The sequence below is a fragment of the Streptomyces sp. NPDC056486 genome (assembly GCF_042795295.1).
In the GTDB taxonomy this organism is placed as follows: Bacteria; Actinomycetota; Actinomycetes; order Streptomycetales; family Streptomycetaceae; genus Streptomyces.
This window is the reverse complement of record NZ_JBHTSF010000031.1, coordinates 25,216-38,462: the sequence shown is the minus strand read 5'-3', so window position 1 is coordinate 38,462 and position 13,247 is coordinate 25,216. Positions and strand designations below refer to the sequence as shown.

Annotated in this window: 13 protein-coding genes; 5 read left to right on the top strand and 8 right to left on the bottom strand. The window is 71.9% G+C overall.

Translation table 11 applies throughout. The features are described from left to right. Positions 1-21 precede the first annotated feature (21 nt). From ACFQ7F_RS15385 to ACFQ7F_RS15375, 3 genes are all read right to left on the bottom strand, one after another. A complete protein-coding gene (locus ACFQ7F_RS15385; protein ID WP_383270570.1) occupies positions 22-720 on the bottom strand; it encodes a GntR family transcriptional regulator in 699 nt (232 codons plus the stop codon). Between the two features lie 67 nt (positions 721-787). After that, positions 788-1,141, bottom strand: coding sequence for a VOC family protein (locus ACFQ7F_RS15380; protein WP_383270568.1), 354 nt, complete (start codon positions 1,139-1,141; stop codon positions 788-790). 135 nt (positions 1,142-1,276) lie between these two features. After that, positions 1,277-2,377, bottom strand: a complete 1,101-nt coding sequence (locus tag ACFQ7F_RS15375) for an enolase C-terminal domain-like protein (protein ID WP_383270566.1) — start codon at positions 2,375-2,377, stop codon at positions 1,277-1,279. Between the two features lie 335 nt (positions 2,378-2,712). On the opposite strand from ACFQ7F_RS15375, the gene ACFQ7F_RS15370 reads away from it, so the two are divergent. Then, positions 2,713-4,560, top strand: a complete 1,848-nt coding sequence (locus ACFQ7F_RS15370; protein ID WP_383270564.1) for a transketolase — start codon at positions 2,713-2,715, stop codon at positions 4,558-4,560. A 26-nt stretch (positions 4,561-4,586) separates the two neighbouring features. Here ACFQ7F_RS15370 and ACFQ7F_RS15365 read toward each other — a convergent pair whose 3' ends face one another. Beyond that, on the bottom strand, positions 4,587-5,108 hold the full coding sequence (locus ACFQ7F_RS15365; protein WP_383270562.1) for a hypothetical protein: 522 nt from the start codon (positions 5,106-5,108) through the stop codon (positions 4,587-4,589). Between the two features lie 136 nt (positions 5,109-5,244). Between ACFQ7F_RS15365 and ligD the strand changes: the two genes are divergently transcribed. Continuing rightward, positions 5,245-6,198: a non-homologous end-joining DNA ligase gene (ligD, locus tag ACFQ7F_RS15360; RefSeq protein WP_383270560.1), complete on the top strand. Its 954-nt coding sequence runs from the start codon at positions 5,245-5,247 to the stop codon at positions 6,196-6,198. Positions 6,199-6,315: 117 nt separating this feature from the next. Here ligD and ACFQ7F_RS15355 read toward each other — a convergent pair whose 3' ends face one another. The 3 genes from ACFQ7F_RS15355 to ACFQ7F_RS15345 form a co-directional block, all read right to left on the bottom strand. Further along, positions 6,316-6,486, bottom strand: a complete 171-nt coding sequence (locus tag ACFQ7F_RS15355) for a hydrophobic protein (RefSeq protein ID WP_383270559.1) — start codon at positions 6,484-6,486, stop codon at positions 6,316-6,318. A gap of 125 nt (positions 6,487-6,611) precedes the next feature. Further along, entirely contained in the window at positions 6,612-7,421 is an 810-nt protein-coding gene (locus ACFQ7F_RS15350) for a class I SAM-dependent methyltransferase (RefSeq protein WP_383270558.1), read from the bottom strand. Between the two features lie 94 nt (positions 7,422-7,515). Beyond that, positions 7,516-8,973: a bifunctional phosphatase PAP2/diacylglycerol kinase family protein gene (locus ACFQ7F_RS15345; protein ID WP_383270556.1), complete on the bottom strand. Its 1,458-nt coding sequence runs from the start codon at positions 8,971-8,973 to the stop codon at positions 7,516-7,518. A 175-nt stretch (positions 8,974-9,148) separates the two neighbouring features. Here ACFQ7F_RS15345 and ACFQ7F_RS15340 point away from each other — a divergent pair, with 175 nt between their 5' ends. The 3 genes from ACFQ7F_RS15340 (at position 9,149) to ACFQ7F_RS15330 (ending at position 12,520) form a co-directional block, all read left to right on the top strand. Continuing rightward, entirely contained in the window at positions 9,149-10,768 is a 1,620-nt protein-coding gene (locus tag ACFQ7F_RS15340; protein WP_383270554.1) for an ABC-F family ATP-binding cassette domain-containing protein, read from the top strand. Positions 10,769-10,864: 96 nt separating this feature from the next. Further along, a complete protein-coding gene (locus tag ACFQ7F_RS15335) occupies positions 10,865-11,476 on the top strand; it encodes a TIGR03086 family metal-binding protein (RefSeq protein WP_383270552.1) in 612 nt (203 codons plus the stop codon). Positions 11,477-11,536: 60 nt separating this feature from the next. Beyond that, positions 11,537-12,520, top strand: a complete 984-nt coding sequence (locus ACFQ7F_RS15330) for an AraC family transcriptional regulator (protein ID WP_383270551.1) — start codon at positions 11,537-11,539, stop codon at positions 12,518-12,520. 342 nt (positions 12,521-12,862) lie between these two features. Here ACFQ7F_RS15330 and ACFQ7F_RS15325 read toward each other — a convergent pair whose 3' ends face one another. Then, positions 12,863-13,234, bottom strand: a complete 372-nt coding sequence (locus tag ACFQ7F_RS15325; RefSeq protein ID WP_383270550.1) for a CBS domain-containing protein — start codon at positions 13,232-13,234, stop codon at positions 12,863-12,865. Between the last annotated feature and the right edge of the window lie 13 nt (positions 13,235-13,247).

Here is a 13,247-nt window from a genome sequence, read left to right as displayed (position 1 = left end):
GGTATACAGCGGGTCTCGCTGTCAGGAGTCGTTCTCCTCGAAGAGCGACCGCAGCGCCACCACCTGGCTGTCCCGCACATGCAGCAGCGTGCTCGCCGCCGCCGTCTCCTCGTCGCCCGACGCGATCTGCCGGTAGATGAGGTCGTGCTGGGCCCGCATGTGGTCAGGCTCGACCCGCATGCCGAACAAGAGCTGGAGCTGCCAGCTCAGCTGCTCCATCGTGCGGGCGAGGAGGGGATTGCCGGAGAGGGTCACGATGCCCTCGTGGAACGCCGTGTGCGCGGCGACCTCGCGCGGCCCGTCGTCCACGTCCGACGCCTGCTCGGCCTGGCCGAGCGTGGCCCGCAGCGCGGCGAGCCCCGGTGGCTCGTCCGGCGCGCTCGCCGCCACCCGGCGCGCGGCGAGCCGGGACGCCTGCACCGCGAGCGGCTCCCACACCTCGTACAAGTGCCGCACATCGGCAGGTTCCAGGCGGCGGACCCGCACTCCGCTGTGCGGCAGGAGTTCGAGCAGGCCCTCGGCGACCAGTGCGCGCATCGCCTCCCGCACGGGGACCCGCGACATCCGCAGCTCCTCGGCGACCTCGCGCTCCACCAGGCGCGCGCCCAGCGGATAGCGGCGGTCCACGATGCGCTGCCGGACGGCCTCACGCGCCTGGGCGCTCAACGACACCCGTTCCGTACCGCCCGCCGCCGTGCCGCCCGCCGTACTGCCCGCCACGTGCACCGTCCTCCGTTCGGCCTGCTTGCCTGCCGTGGAGGATACGGGGCATACGGGTCGGCGCGGTTCAGCTCTCGGCGCGCCGGTCCACGTACTCGAAGACCATGCCGTCCGGGTGCATCGCGATGAGGTTGCGGCCCGCCGGGGTCGGGATGGGTCCTGCGACGACCTTGGCGCCGGACGCGTTCAGAACGGCGTACGCCTCGTCGACGTTCTCCACGGCGATCGTCGCGGAGACCTTCCGGAGGATCTCGATCTCCTTCTCCGGCCCGCTCATCAACAGAAAGCAGCCGATCGCCGCGACCGACACGCCCCCACGCTCGAAACGTTGCGCGGGAGTGCCCGCGAGACGTTCGTAGAAGGCGACCGAGGACTCCAGGTCCTCGACGCAGATACGCAGCGTGGTTCCCAGGATTTCCATACCGGCGAGCCTAGTTGGCCGGGCCGCCGAACGAGATCGTTTCCGAGGACTTCCGGGACTTCCACCCCGTGGCGGCCACCACATCGGCCGCGACGTCCCCGATCCGCCGCCCGTCCGTGGCAGGCCCGCATCCCCTCACGCGACCCGGTATTCCTCGACCTCCTCCGTGCGCCGCAGTTCCAGGCCGTGGCCGATGCCGCCGTCGGGGCGGACGACGCCGCCCGTCGGGTCGAGGGCGCCGTCGAAGAACATCGACTCGACCCGCACATGGTCGTGCAACCACTCGATGTGCCGCAGATTCGGTACGCACGCGGCGACCGCGGCATGCGCGTGCGGGGCGCAGCGGGCCGAGACCTCGATCCCGTGCGCCTGCGCGAGGGCCGCGGCACGCAGCCACTCGGTCAGACCGCCGCAGCGCGTGGCGTCCAGCTGGAGACAGTCCACGGAGGGGATCATCCGCGCGAAGTACGAGAGGTCGTAGCCGTATCCGCCGGCCGCCACGTCGCAGACCAGCGCGTCCCGCGCGAGGGCAAGACCCCGCAGGTCGTCCGAAGGCACCGGCTCCTCGAACCAGCCCACTCCGTGCTCGGCGAGCACCCGGCCCACCCGGATCGCCTGCTTGCGGGTGTAGCCGCCGCTCGCGTCGACGTACAACTCGGCCTGCGCGCCGATGACGTCACGCGCGGTGCGCACCCGCAGCACATCGCGGGCGGCCGCCCGCCCCCAGTCCTCCCCGACCTTGATCTTCACGCGGGGTATGCCCTGGCCGTGCACCCAGCCGTTGAGCTGGGCCGCCAGATGCGTGTCGTGGTACGTCGTGAAGCCCCCGCTCCCATAGACGGGCACCTCGTCGCGGGCCGAGCCCAGGAGGCGTACGAGCGGGATCTCCAGGAGGCGCGCCTTCAGGTCCCACAGGGCTATGTCGATCGCCGACATGGCGCACGAGGCGGCGCCTGGGCGTCCTGTGTTGCGGACCGCCTTCGTCATCGCCGTGTGCGCCGCGGGGATGTCGAGCGCGTCGAGGCCCGTGACGGCAGGGACGAGCTGCTCGGCCATCAGGGACACGGTGGCCGCGGGGGCGTAGGTCCAGCCCGTGCCCGTCGCGTCGCCCGCGGTCACCTCGACGATCACGATGGTCGTGCTCTCCCAGGCGAGGGTGCCGTCCGCCTCGGGGGCGTCCGCGGGCACCAGGTAGGCGGACATGGCGGGGATTTCGATGGGCACTGCGTCCTTCATCGGAACCGTCCTGGGTCACGTGCGGGGGTGGGAGACGAGGGTGGGAGATGGGGTGGGGGCCGCGGCGGGACGCGGCATCGGTTCGCGCCCGGCACCTGCGGCGGCGTCCCGTACGGGTATCCCCGGCCCTGCCGGTCAAACGGCGTCCGCGCCGGTCCGGGCCTCCGGATTCCGTTGGATTCCGTTGGAGTTCGACGGAGTTTGACGGCGGTTCGCCGGGGCAATCGGGAGGTCCCGCGTGCCAGGGTCGTCGGGAGGTCACGCACGGAAGGAACCGACGGCCGACGCGACCGGCGGACCGTCGGCCGCGAGCCCGCACCCAAGGAGGACCCGCCATGACAAGCAACGAACTCGCCCCGCTCGCCAGGCAGCTGCGGGTCGACTCCGTCCGGGCCGCGGATGCCGCGGGATCCGGGCACCCCACCTCCTCGATGTCCGCCGCCGACCTGATGGCGGTGCTCCTGGCGCGCCACCTGCACTACGACTTCGACCGGCCCGACCACCCCGGCAACGACCGCTTCATCCTCTCCAAAGGACATGCGTCGCCCCTCCTGTACGCGGCGTACAAGGCGGCGGGCGTGGTCACCGACAGGGAGCTCCTGACCTTCCGCAAGCAGGGCAGCCGGCTGGAAGGGCATCCGACGCCGCGCCGCGTCCCGTGGGTCGAGACCGCCACCGGATCCCTCGGCCAGGGGCTTCCCGTCGGCGTCGGCATGGCCCTTTCGGGCAAGCGGCTCGACCGGATCCCCTACCGGGTCTGGGTGCTGTGCGGTGACAGCGAACTGGCGGAGGGCTCGGTGTGGGAGGCCGTCGAGCACGCGGGGTACGAGCACCTGGACAACCTGACCGCCATCATCGACGTCAACCGACTCGGGCAGCGCGGCCCCACCCGCCACGCGTGGGATCTCGACGCCTACGCCCGCCGCCTGACCGCCTTCGGCTGGCATGTCGTCGAGGCCGACGGCCACGACCTTGACGCGGTCGACCGCGCCTTCCGGGAGGCACGCTCCACCACCGGGCAGCCCACGGCCATCCTCGCCCGCACCGTCAAGGGCAAGGGCGTCGCCTCCGTCGAGGACCGCGAGGGCATGCACGGCAAGCCGCTGCCCGAGGCGGAAGCGGCGATCGAGGAGCTCGGCGGCGTACACGACGTACGGGTCGAGGTGCGCAAGCCCGCCGCCGCGCGGGCACTGCACGCGACGCGCACCGGTCATCTGGAGCTGCCGCGCCACGATGTGGGCGATTCCGTCGCCACCCGCGACGCCTACGGCCAGGCGCTCGCCGCGCTCGGGACCGCGCGCGGCGACATCGTGGCCCTCGACGGGGAGGTCGGCGACTCGACGCGGACCGAGTACTTCGGCAAGGAGCACCCCGAGCGCTACTTCGAGTGCTACATCGCCGAGCAGCAACTCGTCGCCGCCGCCGTGGGGTTGGCGGCCCGCGGCTGGGTCCCGTACGCGTCGACGTTCGCCGCCTTCCTCACCCGCGCCCACGACTTCATCCGCATGGCGGCGATCAGCGGCGCGGGCATCAACCTCGTCGGCTCCCACGCGGGCGTCGCCATCGGCCAGGACGGTCCTTCCCAGATGGGCCTCGAAGACCTGGCGATGTTCCGCGCGGTGCACGGCTCGACGGTCCTGTATCCGTGCGACGCCCACCAGACGGGGCAGCTCGTCGCGCAGATGGCGGGCCTGGACGGCGTGCGGTACTTGCGTACGTCGCGTGGGGACACGCCCGTCATCTACGGGCCCGGCGAGGAGTTCCCCGTCGGCGGCTCCAAGGTCCTGCGTTCTTCCGACGCCGACCGGCTCACCCTTGTCGCGGCGGGCGTGACCGTGCACGAGGCGCTGACCGCCGCCGAGTTCCTTGACCGCGAGGGGATCCAGGTGCGGGTCATCGACCTGTACTCCGTCAAGCCCGTCGACCGCGCGACCCTGCGCGAGGCCGCCGAGCGCACCGGCTGCCTGCTCACCGTCGAGGACCACCGCCCCGAGGGCGGCATCGGCGACGCCGTGTCCGAGGCCTTCAGCGACGGGGGCCCGGTGCCGCGCCTGGTGCGGCTCGCGGTGAACACGATGCCGGGCTCGGCGTCCCCCGACGAGCAACTGCACGCGGCCGGTATCGACGCCGAGTCCATCGCGGCGGCGGCGCGGCTGCTCGTGGAGCAGGCGGTCGTACGGTGAGGCCGGTCGGCGTGCGGTGAGGCGGGTCAGTGCTGTCCGGGCTCCGCGGCCCGCACCCTGAACCATGCGTTGGCCGTGGGCCCGAACATCAGGACCGTCGCCCCGAGCACCGCGCTCAGATGCAGCACGCGGCTCGCGCCGAACAGGACGTCCACCGCCCCCAGATCCCGGAAGGCGTCCCCCAGGGTGTGTCCGTCGGCCAGCCACCGCACGGGTTCGATCACCAGGGACAGTGTGCCGAGGACGCCGAGTCCCACGGCGAGCGTCAGGCGTGCCCAGTTCCTGCCGCGGCGCAGCTGGACGGCGAGCAGGACGGCCGCCGAGAACACGGTCATCCGAAGGAGCAGGCCGCCCGCGAGCTCCCCTGCGGAGGTGTCGCCGTCGGCGACAAGACGACCGACCATGAGCACCGTCTCGAAGAGGCCCGCCACGACCGCGGTGATCCAGAGCGCGAACGCGGCGTGGACGGGCGGGGGAGCGGCGGGTTCGCCGCTGCCGGACCGCGTCCGTTCCCGGTGTCCCGGATTTCTCTGCGTTCCGTTCGCCATGGTGTGCCTCACTCACTACGGTCCGACCTGAACCGTCTTCTTGAATCCTTCCGGCGTACGCGGCCCGGGGCACGCCTGTCGGCCCCCGTCTTCAGGTGTCGTCAGCACCCCTGAGCAGCATGAAAGGAACCCCCACATGACCAGCGCACGAACGCTGCGGGCGGGACGCCGCACCGTACAGCTGCACCGTCCCGACAAGGTTCTCTTCCCGGCCGAGGGTGAGGGCGATGGCGCGGGCGATGGCGGCTTCGCGAGCTATACGAAAGGGGACCTCGCCGACTACTACCGGGCCGTGGCCCCGTTCATGCTGCCCCACCTGCGCGGCCGCCCCCTGATGCTGGAGCGGCACCCGGACGGCGTCGACGGGCCCTGCTTCATGCAGAAGGACACCCCCGACCACTACCCGGACTGGATCACCCGTGCCGAGGTCACCAAGGAGGGCGGCACCGTCACCCACACCGTGTGCGACGACACCGCCACGCTCCTCTACCTCGCCGACCAGGCCTGCCTCACGCTGCACCGCTGGACGTCCCGGGTCGGCGGCGTCGGCGGTGTCACCCATCCCGACCGGCTTGTCTTCGACCTCGACCCGGCCAAGGACGACTTCGGCCCGGTGCGTGAGGCGGCGCGACTCGTGGGTGAACTGCTCGACCACATCGGCCTGCCGTCCGCCCTGATGACCACGGGTTCACGCGGCCTTCACGTCATCGTGCCCCTCAACGGCCGCCACGACTTCGACGACGTACGCGCCTTCGCCAAGGACGTCGCCGAGACCCTCGCGAAGGCCCACCCCGAGCAGCTCACCACGGCCGCCCGCAAGAAGGAACGCGGCGACCGCCTCTACCTCGACGTGCAGCGCAACGCGTACGCGCAGACCGCCGTCGCCCCCTTCTCCGTCCGCGCGAAGCCCGGCGCCCCGGTTGCCGTGCCCGTCGCCTGGGACGACCTCGACGACCCCGCGCTCGGAGCCCGCCGCTGGACCATCGCGGACGCCGTCGAGCAGGCCCGCACCAACCCCTGGGCGGGCCTCCTGCGCTCGGGGCGCGCCCTGGGTCCCGCCCGCCGCAAGCTGCGCGCGCTGAGCGGCTGAGTTCGGAAGCGGGGCCCGGGACGACGCCGAGCCCGCGGGCCGGGACCCGCGGGCTCATGGACATGCAGGACGTGCTGGATATTCGGGGTTCCGAGTACGGCTACCACCGCTGGACGGCTACCACCGGTACCAGCGGGACCTCGTCCCGGTCGCCGTCGTGCTGCGCATCAGGAACCCGACCAGCCAGATGACGAGTACGACGATGGCGACCCACCAGAGAATCTTCAGGGCGAACCCCGCGCCGAAGAGAAGCAGGGCCAGCAGAAGGACGAGCAGAATAGGAACCATAGTGTCTTACCTCCTGCTGCCCGGGTATCCCCAACCGCCCGCTCTACGCAGGTAATTGAGAACCTGTGCGTGACGCCACACGCTTCCGGCGGGCGCCCCGCGTCACTTCCGGCAGGCTCCATGCGTCACTTCCGGCAGAGGATCTCTCCGTGCAGCACGGCGAACCAGCCGTCATCCCGCTCTCCCCACTCCCGCCACGCGTCGGCGATCGCCCGCAGCTCACCGGCGTCGGCGTGCCCGCCGTCGACCGCGCGAGCGGCATACGCGGAGGCGACCGTGCGGTCCGCCCAGAGCCCGCTCCACCAGGCGCGCTCCTGCGCCGAGCTGTAGCACCAGGTGCTCGCACCCGCGGTGACGTCATCGAAACCGGCCTCCAGCGCCCAGGACTTGAGGCGGGGACCCGCGTCCGGCTCGCCGCCGTTGGCGCGGGCCACTCGCCGGTACAGGTCCAGCCAGCCGTCCATGGCGGGGGAGTTGGGGTACCAGCTCATCGCCGAGTAGTCCGCGTCGCGTGCGGCGACGATGCCGCCCGGCGCGCAGACGCGCCGCATCTCGCTCAGGGCGCGCACCGGGTCGCCGACGTGCTGGAGCACCTGATGCGCGTGGACCACGCAGAAGGAGTCGTCCGGGTAGTCCAGGGCGTGCACATCGGCGACGGCGAACTCCACGTTGTCCAGGCCCCGTTCGGCCGCCGTCGCGCGGGCGCGGTCCAGGATGCCGGGCGCGTGGTCGACGCCCGTGACGTGGCCTTCGGGGACGAGTTCGGCCAGGTCGGCGGTGATGGTGCCGGGGCCGCAGCCGATGTCCAGGATCCGCATGTGCGGCTTCACGGAATCGAGGAGGTAGGCGGCCGAGTTGGCGGCGGTCCGCCAGGTGTGGGAGCGCAGGACGGACTCGTGGTGTCCGTGCGTGTAGACGGCGGTCTCCTCCGGCATGGCGGGAACTCCTTCACGTTCGCTGCCGCTCGCTGCGGTGGATCGAACGGTACGCCGCCATGTCGAATAATGAGACCCACGTATCACTATGTGGTCACCGGCCGGGTGGGAGCGGGCGGTACACGGTCAGCGCCTCGGGCAGCTTGTCGATGAGCAGCCCGTCGTGCACGACGGTCACTTCACCGTCGTACGCCACCACGGTTCCCGGCTCGAGGCCGCCCACCCGCAGCCTGGGGAGCCGCACGGCGGCCTGCGCCGGTGAGCGCCTGAGCGGCCCCGCGAGCGCCGCGGCGAGCAGCCGCGTACCGGGCTTGCGGCCGCCGTGCACGATACGTACGTCGAGCAGCCCGTCGGCCAGGTCGAGCCTGCGTCCGGGGGTGAACCCGAGCCGGTGGTAGGTGCAGTTGCCCGCGAAGAGCAGCCACAACGCCCGTTGCCTGCCCCGGAATTCGGCGCTCATCGGCTGCCGGTCGGAGCGGAGCAGCCGGGCGGCGGCGAGGACAGCGGCGGGCCGGCTTCCGATGCGGTGGGCCCAGTGGTCGCGCAGCCGCACGAGCTCGGGGTAGACGCCGAGGCTGAAGGTGTTGAGGAAGTAGCCCCGCGGACTGCTCTCGGAGCTGAAACGCCCGACGTCGACGGCGACCGCGTCGCCCGCCTCGATCGCCCGGCAGAGGTCACGCGGATCCTCGACGCCGATGTCGTACGCGAAATGGTTGAGCGTGCCGCCCGGCAGGACGGCGAGCGGCAGCCGGTGACGCAGGGCTACCGGCACCGCCGCGTTCGCGGTGCCGTCCCCACCGCACACGCCGAGCACTCGCGCCCGCGCGGCGGCCTTCTCCAACTCCGCCTCCAAATGCTCTGGTCCGCACTCCACGATCTCGGCGAGCGGCAGGGCTTCCTGTAATGCCTGAGCACGTTCAGGGGCGCGGGCGCCGGAGTTGGCCACGAGCACCAGGCCCTTGCCGCCGCGCAGGGCGGGGGCGTCGACGCGGGGCCTGCCCGGCGGCGGCAGCAGGTCGCGGGTCGGCACCAGGCCACGCACCGCGAAGGCCGCGCCCGCGCCGAGCGCCGCCCCCGCCAGGACGTCGCTCGGGAAGTGCACGCCGGTGTAGACGCGGGACAGCGCGACGGCGCCCGCGATGGGCGCGACGCCCGCGCCCAAGGCCCGCGACTCCAGCGCGACCCCGGTGGCGAAGGCGGCGGCCGACGCGGAGTGCCCCGAGGGGAAGGAGGTGGTGATCGGCTGCCGCTTCAGCTGACGCATCAGCGGCACCCCGTCGAGCAGCGGCCTGGTCCGGCGCACCGAACGCTTGCCGAGGGTGTTGATGGCGGCGGAGGCGAGCGAGAGCGACGCGGTCCCGCGCAGCGCGGCACGCCGCGCGCGGGGCGTACGGGTCGCGGCGATCCCGGCGGCGATACCGAACCACAAGAGGCCGTGGTTCGCGCTGCGGCTGAGGCGGGGCAGGAAGCGGTCGGCGCCCGGCCAGTGCCGGGTGGCGACCGCGTTGAAGGTGCGGTGGTCCAGGGCGATGAGGCGGGTTCGCAGAGGCATGGGGCGCGGGTACCCCGGCGGGTGTTTTCCTCTCCTCCGCCACCGGAAGCGTCGAAAAACCGACCTTCCCGAAGTGGGAAACCGACCTTCCCGAAGTGAGGGCCGGGGCAGCGGGCCGGGACGGGGAGACGAAACGCATTTGCAGCAACGTGCACCCCCCACAGAGAATCTCCGCATGGGACATCTGGAAGCCGCGCACATCGAGTACTACCTGCCGGACGGCCGAGCTCTGCTCGGTGATGTCTCCTTCCGTGTCGGCGAGGGTTCGATCGTCGCCCTCGTCGGGGCGAACGGCGCGGGCAAGACCACCCTGCTCCGCCTCATCTCGGGCGAGATCCAGCCGCACGGCGGCTCCGTCACCGTCAGTGGCGGCCTCGGCGTCATGCCGCAGTTCGTGGGCTCGGTACGCGACGAGACGACCGTGCGCGACCTGCTCGTCTCCGTGTCGAACCCCCGCATCCGTGAGACCGCCAAGGCCGTGGACGTCGCCGAACACCTGATCATGACCGTCGACGACGAGGCAGCCCAGCTCCAGTACGCCCAGGCGCTCTCCGACTGGGCCGAGGCACACGGCTACGAGGCCGAGACGCTCTGGGACATGTGCACCACCGCCGCGCTCGGCATCCCGTACGACAAGGCGCAGTTCCGCGAGGTCCGCACCCTCTCCGGCGGCGAGCAGAAGCGCCTCGTGCTCGAAGCCCTGCTGCGCGGCGGCGACGAGGTGCTGCTCCTTGACGAGCCGGACAACTATCTCGACGTGCCCGGAAAGCGCTGGCTGGAAGAGCGCCTCGGGGAGACCCGCAAGACCGTCCTCTTCGTGTCCCACGACCGCGAGCTCCTGGCCCGCGCCGCCGAGAAGATCGTCAGCGTCGAGCCGGGGCCCGCGGGCGCCGACGCCTGGGTGCACGGCGGTGGCTTCGCCACCTTCCACGAGGCGCGGCGCGAGCGGTTCGCGCGCTTCGAGGAACTGCGCAGGCGCTGGGACGAGAAGCACGCCCAGCTGAAGAAGCTCGTCCTGAGCCTGCGGCAGGCCGCCTCGATCAGCCATGAGCTCGCCTCGCGGTACGCCGCCGCGCAGACCCGCCTGCGTAAGTTCGAGGAGGCGGGGCCGCCGCCCGAGCCGCCGCGCGAGCAGGACATCACCATGCGGCTGCACGGCGGGCGCACGGGCATCCGGGCCATCACCTGCAAGGGCCTTGAGCTGACCGGCCTCATGAAGCCCTTCGACCTGGAGGTCTTCTACGGCGAGCGCGTCGCCGTCCTCGGCTCGAACGGCTCCGGCAAGTCGCACTTCCTGCGCCTCCTCGCAGGCGGCGACGTCACGCACACCGGCGACTGGAAGCTCGGCGCGCGCGTCGTCGCGGGACACTTCGCGCAGACCCACGCCCACCCGGAGCTCTTCGGCCGCACGCTCCTGGACATCCTGTGGCGCGAGCACGCCCAGGCCAAGGGGCCCGCCATGTCGCGCCTTCGCCGCTACGAGCTCACCGGCCAGGCCGAGCAGCGCTTCGAGCGGCTCTCGGGCGGCCAGCAGGCGCGCTTCCAGATCCTGCTCCTCGAGCTGGAGGGCTCCACCGCCCTGCTGCTCGACGAGCCGACCGACAACCTCGACCTGGAGTCGGCCGAGGCGCTCCAGGAGGGCCTTGAGGCGTACGAGGGGACCGTGCTCGCCGTGACGCACGACCGCTGGTTCGCACGCTCCTTCGACCGTTACCTCGTCTTCGGCAGCGACGGTCTCGTGCGCGAGACACAGGAGCCGGTGTGGGACGAGCGCCGCGTGGAGCGCAAGCGGTAGTACCTCCCGCCTCCTGGCTTCCGCCTCCCGCTCTTCCGCCTTCCGGAAGAACAGCAAGCGGTAGCGCCTCCTGGCTCCAGGAGGACAATGGCGGGTATGGCAGACACGACTGGTACAGCGGGCCCGTCCGACCCGGCGGGCCACCCGCTTCTCGCCCGGCACTCGGCCGCCCTCGAACTGTTCACCGACCGCGTGCACGCGGTCGGGGCCGACCAGTGGGACGCGGCGACGCCCTGCACCGACTGGTCCGTGCACGACCTCGTCAACCACCTCACCACCGAGCAGCTCTGGGTGCCCTCGCTCGTCCGCGACGGCGCCACCATGGAATCCGTCGGCGATGCCTTCGACGGCGACATGCTCGGCCCCGACCCGGTCGCCTCCTGGGACACGGCGGCCGCCGCGTCCCGCGAGGCGTTCCGTGAGCCGGGCGCCGTCGACCGCACGGTCCACCTCTCCTTCGGCGACACTGCCGCGGAGTTCTACTGCGGGCAGATGATCACTGACCTCGTCGTGCACGCGTGGGACCTGTCCCGGGCGATCGGCGCGGACGAAAAGCTTCCGGATGATCTCGTTGCCTTCTCGCTGCGGGAAACCAAGCCGTACGCTGCGGACTTGGCGAAGAGCGGACTCTTTGCCCCCGCGGTGGAACCACCGCAGGGCGCCGACGCGCAGACGGAGCTGCTGAGTCTGCTGGGGCGCCAGGTGTAGCCACGGGGGAGGGCGAGTGATGTCGGGGGAGCGGGTGAGTCACGCGTGAGTGGCCAGGCGATGACGTCGTTCAGTACCGCGAACGTGGACGAGGCACGGCGGATGATCGGGTCCGCGTTCTACAACAACTCCATGGATGTCATCGACGGGCCGCGCACTTTCCGGGCCGAGTTCGAGATCGGGCAGCTCGGCGCGCTCACCGTCGGAGAGCTGAGCTGCGGCGCCGACGTGCGGATGCGGTTCGGCGAACTGGGCGCCTACCACGTGAACATCCTGCTCGGCGGGCACATGAACTTCAGTCAGGGCGGCGGCGCGGGCACCGTCGCGACGGCGGAACGGGCCGGGGTGTTCCAGCCCGTCGGCGACACCGTGGTGGAGCGGTGGACCGGCGACTGCCGGCTGCTCGCGGTGAAGGTGGACCGCGAGACGCTCGACCAACGCCTGGATCAGCTCATCGGGCGGCCCGTCCGCGCCCCGCTGACGCTCGCCCCCGAACTCGACACCACCCGTGGCCCGGGAAGAAGTTGGGCCCGGCTCGTCGCGACGGTGATGGAGGACCTGCGCGAGGATCCCGGCTCGTCGCAGACCCAGGCATCGCTGCCGGCGCTCTGCATGTCGCCGCTGGTCGCAGCGCCCCTCCAGGAGGCGATCCTGAACGGGCTGCTGCTCGCCGTCGAGCATCCCTTCCGTGACGAACTCACCGCTCCGGCACGGAAGCTGCGCCCGGCGCCGGTGAAGCGCGCGATGGACGCCGTCGAGGAGCGGCCCGAGCATCCGTTCACGCCTGCCGGGCTGGCCGCCGAGGCGCGGGTCGGGGTGCGCTGGCTCCAGGAGGCGTTCCGGCGCTACGTGGGGATGTCGCCCATGGCGTACGTACGGGACGTACGGCTGGCCCGCGTGCGTGACGAACTGCGGGCGGCGGAGCCCGGCGAGATCAGTGTGAGCGAGGTGGCGCACCGGTGGGGCTTCAGCCATCTGGGGAGGTTCGCCGAGCAGTACCACGCCCGGTTCGGGGAGCTGCCGTCCCAGACGCTGCGGAGCTGAACGGCTGCGGCTGAACTGCGGCGAAGGTGAACCGTGCGCTATGCGGACAGTGGCCGCGCTCAGCGGATCGTGACCTTCCGGTAGCTGATTTATCGTTTCACTTGTCACCGGCTGGGCCGGTCGCCACCCACGGGTCCTTAGCCCGCCCCAGGGGTCGCGGCCGTGACGGACCGCCGGGGATGTTCCGGCCCGGCCCCAGGCCGGGCCGGGCCCGAGCCGCGGGTCCGGTCGCTCCCCCTGCACAACCCGTGCAACCGGACCCGCTGCCTCGGGCCGGGCCAGGACCCCGCCCGGCCCGAGGGCCGGGTCCGCGGACTGAACTGGCGTGCGAATGGCGGCGGCTCAGGCCGACGCGGCGAGATCCCCGAGGGTCACCATCCCCACCGGATGTCCGTCCTCGACGACCGGCAGCCTGCGCACGGCGTATTCGAGCATCAGACTGACGGCCGACGCCACGGCGTCATCCGGAGCGACCATCACCGGGTTCGGGGTGCAGATGGCCTGCGCGCTGACGGTGAGGGGATCGGCGCCGTCGGCGACGGCGCGCAGCGTGATGTCCCGGTCGGTGAGCACACCGACCACCCGGCCCGCCGTGGCCACCAGAACATGGCCGATGTCCTGTGCGCGCATCAACTGTGCCGCTTCGACCAGCGAGGCATCGGGTCCTACCGCCACGACGCCCGGTGTCATGACGTCCCTTACGACAACAGTCATGGTTGGGCCCTTC